The sequence below is a fragment of the Acinetobacter septicus genome (genome assembly GCF_019355975.1).
GTDB lineage: Bacteria > Pseudomonadota > Gammaproteobacteria > Pseudomonadales > Moraxellaceae > Acinetobacter > Acinetobacter ursingii.
The window spans coordinates 722,058-740,193 of record NZ_CP079898.1; the positions used below are offsets into that span (position 1 = coordinate 722,058).

At 40.8% G+C, this 18,136-nt stretch carries 10 protein-coding genes; 2 read left to right on the forward strand and 8 right to left on the reverse strand.

Features of this window, described 5'->3' with window-relative positions:
- Positions 1 to 116: 116 nt before the first annotated feature.
- Both I6L31_RS03575 and I6L31_RS03580 read right to left on the reverse strand, forming a co-directional pair.
- A complete protein-coding gene (locus tag I6L31_RS03575; protein ID WP_004988059.1) occupies positions 117 to 4,649 on the reverse strand; it encodes a translocation/assembly module TamB domain-containing protein in 4,533 nt (1,510 codons plus the stop codon).
- 23 nt (positions 4,650 to 4,672) lie between these two features.
- Positions 4,673 to 7,426: an autotransporter assembly complex protein TamA gene (locus I6L31_RS03580; protein ID WP_004988061.1), complete on the reverse strand. Its 2,754-nt coding sequence runs from the start codon at positions 7,424 to 7,426 to the stop codon at positions 4,673 to 4,675.
- A gap of 166 nt (positions 7,427 to 7,592) precedes the next feature.
- On the opposite strand from I6L31_RS03580, the gene I6L31_RS03585 reads away from it, so the two are divergent.
- Together I6L31_RS03585 and coq7 are read left to right on the forward strand one after the other, a co-directional pair.
- Positions 7,593 to 8,912 carry an MFS transporter gene (locus I6L31_RS03585; RefSeq protein WP_004988063.1) on the forward strand — a complete coding sequence of 440 codons (1,320 nt, stop codon included), beginning with the start codon at positions 7,593 to 7,595 and terminating at the stop codon, positions 8,910 to 8,912.
- A gap of 4 nt (positions 8,913 to 8,916) precedes the next feature.
- Positions 8,917 to 9,552 (forward strand): 2-polyprenyl-3-methyl-6-methoxy-1,4-benzoquinone monooxygenase, encoded by a 636-nt coding sequence (gene coq7 / locus I6L31_RS03590; RefSeq protein WP_004988065.1) that lies wholly within the window; start codon positions 8,917 to 8,919, stop codon positions 9,550 to 9,552.
- Between the two features lie 69 nt (positions 9,553 to 9,621).
- Here the strand turns inward: coq7 and I6L31_RS03595 are convergent, their stop codons facing one another.
- The 6 genes from I6L31_RS03595 to kdpA all read right to left on the reverse strand — a co-directional run bounded on the left by I6L31_RS03595 (position 9,622) and on the right by kdpA (position 18,056).
- Entirely contained in the window at positions 9,622 to 10,179 is a 558-nt protein-coding gene (locus I6L31_RS03595) for a DUF2799 domain-containing protein (protein ID WP_004988067.1), read from the reverse strand.
- Positions 10,180 to 10,291: 112 nt separating this feature from the next.
- A complete protein-coding gene (locus I6L31_RS03600; RefSeq protein WP_004988069.1) occupies positions 10,292 to 10,996 on the reverse strand; it encodes a response regulator in 705 nt (234 codons plus the stop codon).
- 10 nt (positions 10,997 to 11,006) lie between these two features.
- Entirely contained in the window at positions 11,007 to 13,664 is a 2,658-nt protein-coding gene (locus I6L31_RS03605; RefSeq protein WP_004988071.1) for a sensor histidine kinase, read from the reverse strand.
- 57 nt (positions 13,665 to 13,721) lie between these two features.
- Positions 13,722 to 14,318 (reverse strand): potassium-transporting ATPase subunit KdpC, encoded by a 597-nt coding sequence (gene kdpC / locus I6L31_RS03610; RefSeq protein WP_005004603.1) that lies wholly within the window; start codon positions 14,316 to 14,318, stop codon positions 13,722 to 13,724.
- 9 nt (positions 14,319 to 14,327) lie between these two features.
- Positions 14,328 to 16,352: a potassium-transporting ATPase subunit KdpB gene (kdpB, locus tag I6L31_RS03615; RefSeq protein WP_370684948.1), complete on the reverse strand. Its 2,025-nt coding sequence runs from the start codon at positions 16,350 to 16,352 to the stop codon at positions 14,328 to 14,330.
- Between the two features lie 6 nt (positions 16,353 to 16,358).
- The gene (gene kdpA / locus I6L31_RS03620) at positions 16,359 to 18,056 is read right to left on the reverse strand and encodes a potassium-transporting ATPase subunit KdpA (protein ID WP_005004609.1); all 1,698 of its coding nucleotides are present in this window, start codon (positions 18,054 to 18,056) and stop codon (positions 16,359 to 16,361) included.
- Positions 18,057 to 18,136 lie beyond the last annotated feature (80 nt).

Here is an 18,136-nt window from a genome sequence, read left to right on the forward strand (position 1 = left end):
TATTTGATGGTACTTTTTTTAATTCAAAACATAGATGTTATTAAGGCATGTTAAATACAACTATTATTTTATTTGTCTAGAATAAGCCGCTCGAAAGCGGCTTATTTATTAAGTTCTTAAAAACGCCAGTTATAGAACAAATCGATTGCACGTTCCAAAGATTGACTGGCTTCAAGATAAAGACGTTTATTCATTTGGTAACGTAAAGTTAATTTATTCACAGGCGTAAACACACCTACGCCATAGCGAATAAACAAGTCAGGAGTAATATAACCCGTTAGACTCACCTGTGTATCATCACCAGTACCCTGCGCGTCTAATGCCAAACCACTTAAGCCAAAAGTGCGTCCGATTTGATTGGTAAGTGCACGAGTACCACCTAAGCCCATACTAATCCCAGCTGCGGCAATCGTGTTGTTAACATCTGATTTAAAGCCCGCTGTGTTGCTTAAACCACTATTACCCTCATTGATACGACCTGTCACCAGTGCATTGAGAGCTTCCTGCTCCGATAAACCTGCATCATTATAAATCTGGATATTGGGTACAGCGGCCGTACCTGTAACACGGACACCCACTGTACTGCCTTGAACAGATTTGTTGGCATCAACATCTAATGTCGGATTAGAAATTGGCCCATTAAAACGAGCAATCGCGCGATTTAAATCTAGGCTTTGTCCATACGCTTCTATTTTAACTTTTTGGCTAACACCAATTGCACCACTTGCGCGTAGCGCAGTTTCAAGTCCGCGTTGCGATAAATTGAGGCGACCCACCAAAGGAATCCGACTATTAAAGCCTTGAAAGATCACTCTTTCACTACCAATATTGACCGACACATCTGCACGAATATCCCACGGTTTAGCTGCTTTTAAGATCGCAAGTTGATCCTGTCCATCTCTAACAACCCGTACATCAGATGAAACTGCCACCACAGGTTCACTTGCTTCTGGCATAGAGATTAAAGCACGAGGAATATCTATTTTTCCATTTACGATCAGTCGTTTACTTAGCGGATAGGCATCCATTGATACATCTGGATTGACAATCGCGGTAATCAATGGTGCTTGACGAACAAGTAGATTATCACCCTTCAAATTTAATTGAACACGTGGATCATTTTTCCAGTCGATATTTCCTGTCAGTTGTCCAACGCCACGTCCACTATTAAACGCTCCATTAATTGTAGCGTTATCCTGACGGATCGCCGAATACAATTGAATATTAGTAAGATTGACAGGCAATGACATCATACTAATCGAACCATTTTTTAGACGTAAATCACCTGTAATTTGGGGCTGAGTCAAAGTTCCATTTATCTTTCCAGCCAGTGCTAAAGTTCCATTCATTGAACGGACATCACTAATGAAAGGTTTAAGCACTTTAAGTTGCACATTATCAAAGGCCACTTCTCCATTCATTGGCATAGGGGTTTGATAAGGATTAATAATGACTTTGGCATAGCCTGTACCAATTTCTGGTGTTTTGACATCTAATCTTAACAATAGGCCCTGACTGACACTTTTGGCAATCACACTGAGCTGATCATAACTTAAAGTCGATGCAGGATCTTGAGGGTCGGTAGCAGCCAATCCAATTTCACCATTTTGAGTGATTAATTGCGCGTCGAGTTTGGGCTGAGCACCATTTGCCCAAGATGCTTTAGCATAGCCATTGAGCTTACCTGTAATGGCTAAACCTTCTGGCATAAATGCTGCGAAATCATTTAAATCCAGATCTCGGGTTACAACTGAAAGATTTCCTCGTGCTTTACTGACTCTTAAAGGCTGATCCAGACAAAGCTGACTATTTTGGCTAGCCCAGCAATGCTGTCCAACAAATAATTCCTGATTGCCTGTGCTATAAATAACCGCAGCATTTTGCTGTTGCTTTAATACAGCACGGCGCGAGTCAAAAATACCCTGTTGAATTTGTCCAAGCCAGTCATTATTTTGGTTAAAACCACCTGCCAGTTGCACATAAAATTTTGAATAGTAGTTCCAGCCTTGTAACTGAACCAGATGTGCTTTACGCGTACCCGATAAAGTTATACCTGCGTATTGGATCTGACGTCCACCACGATGCAAATCATCTAACGTCGCTTTTAATGACGTTGGCGTGGTGTCAGAAGTTGGGAGTTCTCCCAATATTTGTATTTTTTTGACACTAATATCACCAAAACCAAAATTATCGACCACCAAATTTGCAGTCGCTTTTAGTCTTGGTTGAGCCTGAACATTCAAATATCCATAAGTACGACCACGTAATCCAGGATAAAGTTCATACATGGCAGGTGCATTGACCTTCAAACGTAAGTTTTGTGCATTACCAGAAGCCTGTACCTGATTTTTACCATAGGCCAAGAATAAGTTATTTGCCTCAAATTGCTGTGGTAAAAATCCTTTTTGATTAGAGTTCACTATCATCGATAGATTACCCGTACCACGAACGACTTTATTATTTAAAAAGCCCGCCATATTGAGTTTTTCGATATTAATTCGTTTGGAATTTTCAGCCCAGAGTCCTTGAGTTTTTAAGTTACCAGAGAGCTCACCTTTAACACTAGAAACAAAATATTGTGGCTTAAAACGAACCAGTGAAGCATTAATATCCCAACCAATTGCATTTTTTAAATTGACCGAACCTGATGCAAATATTTTACCCGCAACACCATTGTGCTGTAATTCAGCAATTTTTATAAAATCTGGCGTTCCTGAAATATTAAACTTAAGTAAGCCTTTGCCCTGATTAAATGCATTTAGACCACCATCATAGCGAACTGCAAAACCTTTAAATCCACCACCCGATTTTTCATCATGAAAAACGATTGCAGCAGTACTTTTTCCAGTCAGTTCGATCATTTCATTTTGAGTAGAATTTGCCATACGACCTTTTAATGAGATCGCATCAAATTGGATAATCTGCTGATTCGGCTTGGCATAACCATTTGCCTTGATTTCACCATTGAGCAAATTTACAGGCGCGGCAGTAGTAATCGTTTGTGGATTAAAGTCTTTCGCATTTAAAATGGCATTCCATTTAAGTTGACGCTTTTCTGATGGCAGTTCAACTTTAGCCTGACCACTCAAACTACCTTTTTGAAGCGACTGATAGGTAAATGCAGGAACATTCAAGATATTATCTTTTAAATTCAAGCGCGCTTCATATTGACCCGCAGGCAACGTCGCTTGTTCATGCGTACGGACATTGGTCGCGACATGGATATCTTGTTTACCTTCCACCAAGGCCAAATTGACCTGTCCTTCATCACTATCTAGCCAACCAATATAAGGCATGGCACGATCAATATTTTTCCATGAAACATCCAGAATCATCGGTTGAACGTTTTGTTGCGATGCTTTTTGTTGTGCTGTTTTTTGTGGTGTAGTCTGAGCCTGATTAAGTTTAACTAACCACGATTCATACTTATCAAAATCAAGATTTGCGGTCAGCGCTGTGCCTTTTTCGAGTGAACCGGCTGATGCGATATTGGCATCCAACGATGGCGGTAAAAAGTCGACGATTGCTTGAGGAATCACTTTATCTTTTGGATTAAGATGATTCAGGCGTCCTTTGACGTCCCAAGTGACGTGATCATGCCAGCCAACATGTCCTGCTAAGCTCACAAAACCCTGCATGAGTTGACCATTAAAGTCATGAATATCGAGACCATTAACCAGATCGGTAGACATTAATGAGGTGTACTGACCTTCTGGAATATTTTCGCCCTTTAAGTCTGTTGCCAGATCCAGATCCAGTTTGTCTACATTTCCTTTAAACTTGGCCGTACCATCCTTAGAAAATAATTTTTGCTCTGTGAGTAATGGCCAATGATAATTTTTAAAATTAAGCTGACCAAACATCGGCACGCCTTCACGCACAGGATGAACCACCACCCAACCTGTCAGCAAATCTGGGGTATTGGTTGCAACGCCTGCTTTTATAGTGTCTAAACTTCCGTTTGCCGCGACTTTAATCGTATCAATATTTAAACTTTTTAACGAAGGTATAATTAAATCTGCACGCGCATTTAGAGGATATTTACCATTAAATGTCATTTTTCCTGTGGCATTGTCTACCGCAAGGTAGCCCATATTCATACGGGAATTTTCAAATTTTAGTTCTGTCCCCGACCAAACTGCATCTTCAAGATAAATATCATGAAAATCGACTTTCGATTTGACGGTTTGGATCACTAGATGATCAATTTCAGCCTCATTCAGTCGTAACACAAATGGCAATTTAATTTCACTAAATTTGAAAGGTTCATTACTCGGTGGAGAATGGCTAATAATTTGTAAATTACGTACATCTGCACGTCTTAAGTGAATCTCTTTACTCAAAATTGCGCGCCAGCCCAAAGACACATCGGCTTTGTCAATTTTGACGTCCAGATCTTTTAGTTTCACCCAAATATTTTTTAAAATAATACCTTTTAAAAGATTCCCGCCATCGTACTCGTAACTCAGAATATGTTGACGCTCCATGACCCGATCTAGCAGAAATTTACTGCCCCGATCCGTGGTAAACATCACACCTAAAGCAGCCACTAAAAATATAATAACAATAAGCAGCGTCAAAAGTGCATTTCTCAGAATGCGACGCTTTTTAGGAGGTGTAGGAGTAGCCGGTTGTTCTACGTCAGCCATAATAATCCTGAGTCAAATTTATTTTAAAGTTGTGAACCAATAAAGAAATGCAATCGAATTGGATGATTATCATCGGAAATCCCTGATGCAACATCCAGTCGAATTGGACCAATAGGTGATTTCCAGCGAATTCCCACGCCTACACTATAAGCCGTATCATTTTTAAATTTTTCATCATAAGCATTACCAAAATCCGAAAATAACGCTGCGCGCCAGCCATCCTTAAATTGGTAGTTATATTCAAGTGAACCAACAGCCAGTGCTTGTCCACCGACTTTATAGCCATATTCTTCTGGAGAAAGACTTTTATAATCAAAACCACGTATGGTTTGGTCACCGCCAGCAAAAAATCTTAAATTATAAGGAACTTTGTCAAAATCATCGGTAAAGATATAACTTAAATCAGAACGTCCGACAAATTGATGATCATCGTTTTCACCCAAGGAATAAATAAAACGCCAACCCGCGGTTAAAATAGCCATATTGGCATCGGACAATAATGACTCACTCCCCAACTCAACTTTATAACTTTGTTTAAACCCGCGCGTTGGGTTAATACTGCTATTGCTCGTTGTTTTTGAAAGTTCATATCCGAACAATAAAGCTTCTTGTTCTGCATCTGAACCCGGGACTTTAAATGCATCAGGAATATCATCACTATCCACAACACCATGCTGAGTTAAGCGATCCAGTCGATAGCGAAAACCAAAACTATGTTGCCATCCTCCTAGCGGATTTTTGATGATGCGTTCTGCCCCGAATACCGCAGATTCAGTCTCTAGGCTCACATCAGGGCCGATGTCATCACGATCTTCACGCTCATATCCACCAACCAGATTAATATAATCATTAATTGGATCTTTATAGGGAATACTATAACGCCCATCTATGGCCTGACGTATCTTTGATAGTTCAAGGTTAGCGTCAAAAGAATGCCCCAAACTATTTACAATGGCGCGTCGGTATTGAGTTCGAATACGAAATTCAGTATCCGTGCCATAACCAATACCTGTTTCCACACTGTTTAAACGATCAGCATTTAAGGTCACGATGACAGGCACTTTCTTTTCTTCGCGTGCCTGAGCCTGTAATTGGTCATTTTCAGAAGCACGTTGCTGCATCTTTTGTTGTTCAGCTTGTGATTTTTCACTTTGCTGATCAGTTGGCTGAGTCCCCGCAAATTGAGTTTCATCAGCTACATTTTGCGTGACTTCTTGACCAGATTTTGCATCCGCTTTTTGCAAGGAAGCCACTTGCTGCTCTTCAATTTTTTGCTGATCAACCAATTCTTGTAAGTCAGGTGGTAATTCCAATGGCTTTTCAATTGGATCAGGTTTGATGGTATCGACCAAGGTATAATTAAAATAACGCGAATTGGTCAGGTTATTGGCTAATGTATTCACACGCCAAAAAGCATAATCATCCCCATCTTTCCACGGCGTCATGCTTTTCAGGACTTTCATTTTTAATGGTAATTTTTTCGATGGGTCACTCATTCTGAATTCGACATTGCCCAGCTTATAACGCTCACCTGTTTCGTACTTTAAATTAATCGCTGCGGTGTCTTCTGGTTGTTTCACCTTGACATCATGTAAACGCCAATAAGCATCAAAATAACCATTATCTGAAGCTGATTCTACAATACGGCTTTTCGTTTGTTCATATTTACCATGATTTAAAATATCACCGACATCCAGATCTGGTACTAAACGAATGACCTGAAATTGTGGAGTGTTTGCGCCTGCTCCAGAAAACTCAATATTTTGCTCTTCAACTTTAACTGGATTATTTGGTGTCACGGTAACTTTGACTTTGCTATCGCTGATTTTTTCAAAATTAAACTTGGCATTGTAATAGCCCACAGCCTGAGCAGCTTGATTACTTAAACTGCGTAATTGAGGTAAGGCTGCATTAAAATCACCAAAGGCTTCCTGAGTATAACTAGATAATTTGGCGCTAATATTTGCTGCCAAGTCAGCAGGTGCTCCGACCACTTCTGCACTAATCCGAGGATCAGCTTTAGCTGTATTAAAACTTCGAGAAGGTCTAATTTTATAAAGAATGCGCCGAAAAAAACCGACTTTTTCATCTTGGTTATCGGCATGCACTTCAGCAATATCATTTAACGAACGTCCTGAACTATTCGCTTCAACCGTAATTTGCTGATCAGATTGAATGTGTTGCATTAAGCTATCAACATTCACAGGCGCTTGATTAATTTGGGCAAGCTCCTGCGCTGTTGGGGCGCTAACACCCGTTTCTGCAACTTTGGATGTCCCATTTCTAGCGTTAGCAGCTTCTCGTTTGGCTTCTTCCGCCACCTTAAAGATTTCGTTTGCCATATTGGCATCAACTTGTGTCTCAGGTATATCTTGTAGATCTTCAAATTCTATCGGTTTAAATGCCTCAATTTTATTTCCAGCTTGTTCTTGTTGTTGTAATAAAGCCTCACTATCTTGTTGAGATAGGTTCTGAGAAGAATTGACCGAAGACAAATCAGCAACATGCTGAGGATTGCTAGATGTAGTCTGATCGGGTTGAATGGCTACAGCATCAGTACTATTTTTTTGTTGAGTATTGGCTATTTCTGACTGAAAACTTTGACTTAAACTTGAAGAAATAGAGGTATCTGAAATACTTTCAGCATGAGCAACAGGCGAAAAATATAAACTCAACAGCATGCTTGAACAGATGAATTTATTGATATCATGCACATTTAAAATAAAACGTACAGATTGGGCAAGAGTTGTATGTCTAAATTTAATATTTGCAAGCATGTAAAACTCTAGGCTTATTTTAATCGGAATCGCTTTAATGTATATAAATACACGGAAATCAATTGATTTTTCAATGTATCAACCGTCAAAAATATCATACATGATTTTCAAGGTGGTTTAACAAATTCATCACATTTCTTAATAAATCGCAATGAAGTTTTAAAAAATGAAAAATGACAGCAACCTTCTGACATCACGTCGATTTTTACCTATGTTTCTAACGCAGTTTTTCGGTGCGTTGAATGATAATGTTTATAAACAGGCGTTGCTACTTGTCATTACATATGGGCTCATCAGCCAACAATCTGCCAGCGTAAGCACCTTAAACAACCTTGCAGCACTTTTATTTATTTTGCCGTATTTTATTTTTTCTGCCACTGCTGGCCAAATTGCAGATAAGTATGAACGTGCCAGTCTGGTTCGTGCGATTAAGATTCTTGAAATTATCATTATGCTGATTGGTTCTGTTGGCTTTATAACAGGACATTTATTTCTGTTAATGGTGGCTTTATTTTTGATGGGCGTTCATTCCACTTTTTTTGGTCCAATCAAATACGCGATTTTGCCTGAGATTTTAAAGCCCAATGAATTGATGTCTGGCAATGCCTTATTTCAATCTGGAACATCAATTGCGATCTTGCTGGGTATGATTTTGGGTGGCGCAGTGATTTCTTCATCGCATGGTAATTTGACTTGGATTAGCATCACTGTAGTCAGCATTGCAGTGCTTGGTTATATGTGTAGTCGCTTTATTCTGCCGCAAAAAATTGCTGAACCTGATTTAAAAATTGACTGGAATTTTTTTAGAACCAGTTTTCAAACCATCAAATATGCCAAAAGTATTCCTTTAATTTTTACGATTTTACTGGGTAATTCATGGTACTGGTTTTATGGCGCAACCTACCTGACGCAAATTCCACAACTGACTCAGCAAAATTTACATGCCTCGGAAAATGTCGTGAGTCTCCTTCTGACTTTTTTCTCAGTCGGGATTGGAGTAGGTTCGTTGCTTTGCCGTAAAATTGGTGGATCCGAACTGAATATCAAAATGGTGCCAATTGGTGCAATTGGTCTAACAGTCTTTGCTTTTTATCTGGCTGCGAGTCTGGCGTTTGTCCCAGAAAAAACAGGCGCGTTACTTTCTTTAAAAGAGATGTTTACCTCAGGATGGGTGTATTATCATGTCATGCTTGCCGTCACATTATTAGGGATTAGCGGTGGATTTTATATTGTGCCACTCTATGCCATGATGCAGGCTTATTCACCGCGTTCGCATCGCGCGCGCGTTGTCGCTGCAAACAATATTTTGAATGCTGTGTTTATGGTGTCATCAGCAGTATTTTCAATTATTATTTTAAGTATTTTAAAAATTGACATTAAAATTCTTTTTATTATTACGGCTGTCTTGAGTGCTATTTTTTCAGTTTGGTTACTGCGTAAGTTACCACCCATGTTAAATTCAGCACATGATTCTCTGGAGGATTAATTCCATGCGTCACTATACGGGTATCGACCGATTGATCAACTCTTTCGATCAAGCATTAAGAAGTTTAGTTCCTGGAGCGACTGCGGCGCATCGCAGCAACCCAGCCGAACAAACTGATGCGCCGCTAACAGTCAGTGATGCGCGTCATGTCGCTGGCTTGATGCGAGTCAATCATAGTGGTGAAGTCTGTGCGCAAGCGCTTTATCATGGTCAGGCGCTCACTGCAAAACTACCCAATGTACGCCGTGAAATGGAACAAGCCGCAATTGAGGAACAAGATCATCTGGCTTGGTGTGAAGATCGCTTAAAAGAGCTAGATAGCGTCCCTAGTTTACTCAATCCCATCTGGTACGGCCTTTCATTTGGCATGGGTGCAATTGCAGGTATTGCAGGTGATAAATATAGTTTGGGCTTCGTTGCGGAAACTGAGCGTCAAGTGAGTGCTCATTTGATCGATCATTTAAATCAATTACCCGCTTATGATGAACGTTCAAAGCGTATTTTAGAGCAAATGAATGAAGATGAATTGCATCATCGCGATACCGCACTAAATGCAGGTGGTGTTGATTTACCTTTTCCTGTCAAAATCACCATGACTGCAATTTCAAAGCTGATGACCAAGACCAGTTATTATGTTTAATTTAATCAATTAAATAAGTAACTAAAGAGTCTAAAAAAGCCCTCTCACTGAACTTGAGAGAGCTTTTGATTATTTCAAGCCATGTTGATATTTAAACCTTTCCAGATCTCGAATCGCATCACGATAGTCACGATTAATTCGGTCAGAATCATTTTGCAGCTCCTTTAGGAGTTTGCGATATCGCTCACGATCTTCTGGTTTAAGTTTGTCATCATAAGATTTGCGTGAATATTCTTTGAAATGATCCTGATAACGCTGATAATCTTGTTCAGCATTATAGTACTCTCGTGCAGCCTGATCGTAACTCCTTAATTGACCACGAGTTTCTACAGGGCAAACTTGATAATTGCCATTGCCTTTTAGTGCTTCATAAAAAATATTCTCGGGTTGACAATAGTATGTTTGCCCTTTGCGATAGCCTTGTTCATATTGAATCTGATTTGGCTTGATATCTGCTTTTGAACAGGCTTTATAATATTGATCTAGCCGACGTTCCTGCGCATTCGAACCATCTTTTTCACCAACTGCTACCCAATTTGCTGTTTTACATTCATCCAGACTCATTGCGGCACAACCTGAAAGTAAAACAGACGCAATCGCCAGACCTAAAATTGTTATTTTCATCATTAACCCGAGCTACACATTTTATAAGATACATTTAATGAATGAACAAGTATGGCATCATTCATAGTCAAACTTTATAAGACGATTCAATAGTTGTTTTAAAAATAAACATCGTTTATATAAATCGCAATCCCACACCAGCTACCGTTTCTATATATTTAGGTTGTAGTGCATCGTCCCCTAGTTTGCTACGCAACTTTGCCACCAAGATTCGAAGATAATGCGTATCTTCCTGATGCGTTGGCCCCCAAAGCTCTTTAAGCAATTGTGGTTGAGTCACGAGTTGCCCTCGATGTTTTAATAATAACGCCAAAAGTTGAAATTCTTTACGACTCAGATTAATCAAATTTCCCTGAATAAAAACCTGATGCTGTGCCAAGTCAACCTTTAAATGATGATCATCAAAATCGATCTGATCTTTTACCCCAGTTGTAGCCTGCGAACGTAGTACAACCCGAATCCGCGCCATAAGTTCGGGCACACTAAAGGGCTTGGTCATATAATCATTTGCACCTGCATCCAGTAAAGCAACTTTTTCCTGCTCATCAGCACGGACAGACAATACAATAACTGGCACATTCGACCAGGTTCTCAGCTCCTGCAATACTTCACGCCCATCCAGATCAGGCAAACCCAAATCCAGAATTACCAATTCCGCTCCTTGAGTTGCAAGCACCTCCAGTCCTTTCATCCCTATTTCACAAAGCATCGTTTTGTAGCCTTGTGCACGTAAGGCAATGTCCAGAAATTTTCGGATTTGTGGCTCATCATCAATCACCACGATGCGCGTTTCAACGGAACTTTGTAGAGTCTGATTCATTTTTTTTAATTCATGTTTGTTCTGGATGAATAGGTAAACGTATTCTAATCAGTGTTCCCTGTTGATCGCTACCTGTTGTCGCTGCGATTTCACCCATATGAGCACCAATGATTGCTTTGACGATAGTGAGTCCAAGCCCTGTTCCAAAGCGTCCCCGATCTCCACGTTCCATCGTATAAAACATGTCAAAGATTCGATTACGTTCATCTTCGGGGATTCCAACACCGCGATCTTCTATTTCAATTTGTAGCGTCTGATCATCCCATTTTCGAGTACGCACCTGAATCGGCTGATCCACAGGAGAAAATTTTGCGGCATTTTCCAGCACGTTAAAAATTGCCTGTTCAATCAAGGCAGGGTGCACATATAGTTCTATCGGTTGCTCTGCCCGCTGAATATCAATCTTGATCTCAGGCATATAGCGTTTTAGCCGTTGAGTTGCTGAACCTATCAGTTCATCCAGACCAATCCAGTCACGATTTAGTTTGAGACCATCATGACCCAGTCTGGTCATATCCAATAGATTTTGAATATAGCGATCTAGCCGTTCACCTTCAAGACGAATCGTATCAAGCAATGTATCCTGATCCTCTTGAGACAAAGCAGAGTGATAATTTTTCAGGGTATCGGCAGAACCCATCATCGACGCCAAAGGTGATCGTAAATCGTGTGAAACTGATGAAAGTAATGCAGAACGAAGTCGCTCGGTCTCACCCATAATTTTCGCTTGTTCCAGTTCATCTACCAGTTGAGTACGCAACATGGATTGGGCAATTTGTTCGACCATCGATTCGATCAGGCGTTTTTGCTCCACATTCAAAGCAATCCGTTGCTGAGTTAAATCTAGTCCCAATACTCCCAGATTTTGTTTCTGAGCTAAAAGTGGCATAAACCACCAGTCAATCTGGCTAAGTGTATCGGTATATTTGCCACAGCCTTGTTGATGCTTCAAACACCAATCCGCTGCAATTCTTTCTTTATCGCTTAATGCTCGATCAGAATGAATCATGTTATTTTGTGCAATCATGATCCAGACAGGAAAATTAAACTGTTGTTGAAAAGCGGTTTGTGCAATCTGAATGACATCATCTAAATGAACTGCACTGGATAATCGTGCGGTGACATCCTGCATACGACTGCTATAGGCATTCGCTGCCCGAAGTGACAATACCTGTTGCCGCAAGCGTGATGCAAGACGACTGGCTATCAACGCGGCAGCTAAGTAGGCAATAACGGTGACAACACCTTGATGAGCTGAAATCTGGAAAGTAAAACGCGGCTCGATAAAGAAAAAATTATAGGCAAAGAAAAAAAGCATGGCGGTAATCACCGCTGCCAACATCCGCGTCTTGGTCGCAACCAATAATACGGCCACGATAAAAATAATCGATAAATCATCGACTCCGACATACACTTCCGCTATTCGTGCCAAGATAATACTTGTAAATGTCACCATCAAAATGAAGAAAATTTCTTTTAAGCTCAATAAAGAGAAGTAAACATCTTGCCCTAATGGCTTTTGATTAATGCTATCACTTAAAGGTTCCAACACTACTTCAAGTCGCTGATTTTTTTCTAATAAAATGGAATGAAGCGGTCTTTTAAAAAGTAGTTTTAAGCCTGTAGATGGGTGATAACCCAAAATCATGGATGAAATTGATTTTTCCTGAATCGCATCATTCAATGTTTGAGCCACTTTAACACCATATAAAATTTCGGTTCTCCCCCCTAATTGACGTGCCAATTGAAATGCCTGTTCGACTTCCAACTGAACAGGCGCATATTTTTTTTGATCGGCGTAAAAACTCTCCTGAGCCACATGTACTACCGTCCATGACAATGCTCGTTTTTCAGCAAAACGACTGGCTGCTCGTACTAAATATTCTGACTGACCTCGTCCATCAATCGCGACCATCATCTCATTTTTTAACGGAATTGAACACGTGCCTTGCGCAAGATAAGTTTCTCTCAAATCCGACTCGACATGCTCTGCGACAAATTGCATCGCCAATTCACGTAAAGCTGTCAAATTTTGAATACTAAAAAAACGTTGTAAAGCCGATTGCGCCTGATCAGGCAGATAAACCTTACCCTGCTGCAAGCGTTCAATCAGTTCATTTACGGGCAAATCGATCAGCCGAATATCGCGAATACGGTCAAACACCCGATCTGGTACGGTTTCTGAAACCCGAATCCCTGTCAACTGATAAACCACGTCATTCAAACTTTCCAGATGTTGAATGTTCATGGTGGTAAATACATCTATGCCAGCATCTAACAGTTCATTCACATCCTGCCAGCGCCGCTCATGACGGCTATTGGGAATGTTACGATGTGCCAGTTCATCAACAAGGACTATCGTGGGACGCAAGGTTAAAATGGCATCCAGATCCATTTCATCAAAATATTGCTCTTTATAAAGAATTTTTTTACGTGCTAATATTTTTAAACCTTCAGTTAAGGCAATGGTCTCAGCCCGACCATGAGTTTCCACAATACCAACTGTAATATCAACACCTTGGCGCGATAATTCCTGCGCACGGCTTAACATGGCATAGGTTTTACCAACGCCCGGAGCCGCTCCTAAAAAAACGGTCAAACGCCCTGCCTGATAGCGCTGAACATGATTCAGTAATGCCGAAGCCTGATCTTCACGTGCTGTGGTCATATTGATATTTCACTCAAAAATACGTCCCTGTATCAAATGATTTTGATCCATTTATGGTTATGGATGAAGTTGATCTAAAGCCAGATTCAATTCAAGCACATTTACACGCGCTTGTCCCAACAGTCCAAATTGTTTCGATTCAGTATGTTGATGGACAATATCTATTACTTGCTGCGTTGATAAATGCCTTAATTGTGCAATTCGCTCCACCTGCAATTGCGCTGCTTCTGGACTAATATGCGGATCTATTCCACTACCAGAGGCAGTGACCAAATCACTTGGAATCTGATTTTTGGCAATATGGTTCTGTTGTGCAACCTCAACCAATCGCTGTTCAATCTTGTTCTTTAAATCAGGATTCGTCACCGCCAGATTACTTCCTGATAATGCCATCGGATCATAGTTTGCAGCCGAAGGTCGTGACATAAAATAGCGAGGATTTTGAAAATTCTGTGCAACCAGTGAGGAACCCTCAATCCTCTGACTCTTTTCAATCAAACTTCCGTTAGACTGTACAGGAAAGAGTAACTGCCCTAGTCCTGTTGCCACACTGCTATAGAGCAAACCGAACCCTAAAAGGCTGACCAAACTTAGCCCAATAGCAGGACGTAATATTGCAGAACGAGGTTCAACATATTGTACTGATGATTTCATGTCCTACTCCTATATAGCTAAAATATGAACTAAAATAAGATCAATGGCTTTGATTGCAATAAACGGTAAAATCACGCCACCTACACCATAAATCAGCATATTACGGCGTAATAATTGAGTTGCTGTCGAGGGTTTGAATTTCACACCGCGCAAAGCAATTGGGATCAGTAATGGAATAATGATCGCATTGAAAATCAGTGCAGCCAAAATCGCATTGTGTGGACTAGAAAGCTGCATGATATTTAATTTTTGCATCTGTGGAATGGCAGCAGCAAATAGTGCAGGTAAAATTGCAAAGTATTTGGATACATCATTAGCCAATGAAAAAGTGGTCAGTGCACCGCGCGTAATCAATTGTTGCTTACCAATTTCAACCACAGCCAAGAGTTTGGTTGGATCAGAGTCCAGATCAACCATATTCCCCGCCTCTTTAGCAGCCTGAGTGCCTGAATTCATGGCCAAACCAATATCTGCCTGCGCCAATGCAGGTGCATCATTGGTTCCGTCTCCCACCATGGCGACCAGATGACCATCTTGCTGCTCTTTACGAATACATGCTAATTTATCTTCAGGACGTGCTTCTGCAATATAATCATCCACACCTGCTTCCGCCGCAATTGCAGCAGCGGTCAATGGATTATCGCCTGTGACCATCACGGTTTTAATACCCATTTCGCGTAAACGGGCAAACTTTTCTTTAATACCGTGCTTGATCACATCAGAGAGTTCAATTACTCCTAAAATGTGCTGTTGATTGGCAACCACCAATGGCGTTGCACCTTTTGAAGCAACTTGTTCAACTCGAGCTTTTAACTCGACATCGGCTTGCGAGTGCTGTACAAATTTTAAAATCGCATCTAGAGCACCTTTACGAATCTGTTGACCATTTTCCAGATTGACACCTGAAATACGTGATGAAGCATTGAACGCAATAAATTCAGCATTCTCAGGCTCAATCGCTTGCAAGCCTTGTTCTCTTGCCAGTTTAACAATCGATTTACCTTCTGGGGTTGGATCAGCCAAAGAGCTCACCCAAGCTGCCATTCTTAAATCAGCCTCAGAAACCGATGTCAGGGGATAAAATGCAGTCGCTTGGCGGTCACCATAGGTAATCGTTCCTGTTTTATCTAAAAGCAAGACATCAATATCACCCGCAACTTCAACAGCCTTACCAGATTTTGCTAGAACATTGGCTTTGAGTGCTCGATTCATCCCTGCGATGCCAATCGCAGGCAGCAGTCCACCAATCGTGGTTGGAATCAAACACACCAATAACGCCACTAAAACCACTGGACTGATACTGATCTGCAAATAGCTGGCGATAAAAGGCAAACTCGCCACGACCATGACAAAAGTCAATGTCATCACCATGAGTAAAATACCCAATGCAATCTCATTAGGCGTTTTTTGACGATTTGAACCTTCGACCAGAGCAATCATGCGATCTAAAAAGCTATTTCCCGAATCGGCAGTTACCTGCACAATAATAGAATCGGTCAAGACTTTAGTACCACCAATCACACCTGATCGATCTGTTCCTGCTTCACGCAATACAGGCGCAGACTCACCCGTCACCGCTGCTTCATTGATGGTGGCAAAGCCTTCAATAATTTCACCATCAGCAGGAATTAACTCGCCTGCATGAACTTCAATAAAATCATTAATTTTAAGCTGAGTGGCCGCAATTTCATGTGTTGTACGATTCTGTAATGATTCCAGTTTTCTTGCGACTAAATTTTGTCGTGCCTGACGCAATGAAGAGGCCTGACCACGACCTCTGGCTTCAGCTATCGCTTCTGCATAGTTGGCAAATAATACAGTTATAAAGAGTATGATCGTAACTAGACTACCAAACAGCCATTCGGTATAGCCTGCCAGTGTACTAAATGCCGTAATTAGTGTGCCTAACCAGACAATACCCATGACTGGATTTTTCAACATGTGTTGAGGCAGTAATTTGACAAAAGCACTTTTTATCGCTTCGATGCGCTGTTGAGTCGTTTGTTGAGACTGAATTTGAGTTGACATAGTTATTCCTCCTTAACCCAACTGCATACTGAGATAGTCCGCAATTGGCCCAAGGACTAAAATCGGCATAAATTGCAACAAGGTTAAAGTGATGACGACCGCAATTAAGGTCAATGAAAAAGTGGGTGTTTCTACTTTTAAGCTTCCTGAACTTTCAGGAGCCTGACGTTTCTGAGCAAGACGAACAGCAATCATGAGAGGAATAATCAAGGCTGGAAAACGCCCCAGTAATAAAACTGCACTACAGCTTAAATTCCACCAGATTGTGTTATCACCCAAGCCTTCAAAACCCGAACCATTATTGGCAAATGCAGACACATACTCATAAAACACCTGACTAATTCCATGCGCACCCGCATTACTAATGCCCGATATGGCAGGATTAACCAGCGTAATTGCAGTAAAAGCTAAAATCACAATCGGTTGTAGCAAAATGAGAATGGCCAATAACTTAATTTCAGCCGCTTCAATTTTACGACCAAATAATTCAGGGGTACGCCCAGTCATTAACCCAGCGATAAACACGGTAAGTAACAAATAAACGATAAATTGCTGTAAACCGCATCCAATCCCGCCCCAGATCGCATTGATCAACATATTGCTCAGAGCAACCAATCCAGTTAATGGTGCAGATGAGTCATGCATCATATCGACCGAACCATTGTTTACCTGCGTGGTGACTGCTGCCCATAATGCAGAAGATGCGGCACCAAAGCGTTGTTCTTTACCTTCCATGACTGTGATTTGATGTGCAGTCTCAGATAAACTTTCTGACCAGATTGATGCGGTCGCTGAAAGGACAGACATCAACAACATGGTTCCAAACACAAACACGGCAAAGCGTTTACGTTGAGTGAAATATCCCAGCATAAAAATCAATGAGACTGGAATGAGGAGAATTGCCAGCATTTCCAGAAAGTTTGAAAATGGTGTGGGATTTTCCAGTGGTACACTACTGTTTGGCCCGTACCAACCACCACCATTACTGCCTAATTGCTTAATGGCAACCATTGGAGCAACAGGGCCTAGTGGAATTTTTTGTAATTGTTTTTCTACAGAATGATCTAGTACTTGTACTTCTGGACCACCCTGAAAAGTTGCAGGAACCCCCTGCCAATTCAATAATAATGACCAGATTAAGCACAATGGCATTAAGAAACGCACCGTAGGACGGACTAAATCTGCCCAATAATTTCCCAATTGGATTGATTCAGAAGTCAGATTATCATTATTTTTTTTCTGTAGAAAAAAAGCTCTAAGCGTTGCCACAGCCAAAGCCAAGCCCATCATCGGGGTAATCACCTGCAAACCCACAATTGCTGTCATCTGTGAAAAATATGACAGTTGAGCCTGACCTGAATAATGTTGTTGATTGGTATTGGTTAAAAAAGAAATTGTGGTGTGTAAAGCCAAATCCCAACTCATATTTGGGGCCTGATTTGGATTTAACGGCAGCCATGCTTGGGTCATAAAAATGCAAGTTGATAAAACCAATAACACTACACAACTTACTAAAAATGCAGCGACATATTGGCGAAGTCCCATCTGCTGCTCTGGCTTTATCCCCAAAATCGCGTAAATAGGTCTTTCAATCCAACCAAACATGACATCAGATTTCATCGGCTGATTCGCCATGACCTTCGCCAGATATTTACCCAATGGCCAAGCAAGTAAGATGACTAATGCAAGTAATAAATAGAGTTCTAGCATGACAAAATCCCCTGTAAATGACAGAGATTTATCACCTGAAATGTGAATAATGATTGAAGACTTTTTAGACTTTGCCCTTC

Coding starts and splice junctions, on each gene's coding strand:
- I6L31_RS03575 (WP_004988059.1), bottom strand. CDS start 4,649: ATGGCTGACGTAGAACAACCGGCTACTCCTACACCTCCTAAAAAGCGT.
- I6L31_RS03580 (WP_004988061.1), bottom strand. CDS start 7,426: ATGCTTGCAAATATTAAATTTAGACATACAACTCTTGCCCAATCTGTA.
- I6L31_RS03585 (WP_004988063.1), top strand. CDS start 7,593: ATGAAAAATGACAGCAACCTTCTGACATCACGTCGATTTTTACCTATG.
- coq7 (WP_004988065.1), top strand. CDS start 8,917: ATGCGTCACTATACGGGTATCGACCGATTGATCAACTCTTTCGATCAA.
- I6L31_RS03595 (WP_004988067.1), bottom strand. CDS start 10,179: ATGATGAAAATAACAATTTTAGGTCTGGCGATTGCGTCTGTTTTACTT.
- I6L31_RS03600 (WP_004988069.1), bottom strand. CDS start 10,996: ATGAATCAGACTCTACAAAGTTCCGTTGAAACGCGCATCGTGGTGATT.
- I6L31_RS03605 (WP_004988071.1), bottom strand. CDS start 13,664: ATGACCACAGCACGTGAAGATCAGGCTTCGGCATTACTGAATCATGTT.
- kdpC (WP_005004603.1), bottom strand. CDS start 14,318: ATGAAATCATCAGTACAATATGTTGAACCTCGTTCTGCAATATTACGT.
- kdpA (WP_005004609.1), bottom strand. CDS start 18,056: ATGCTAGAACTCTATTTATTACTTGCATTAGTCATCTTACTTGCTTGG.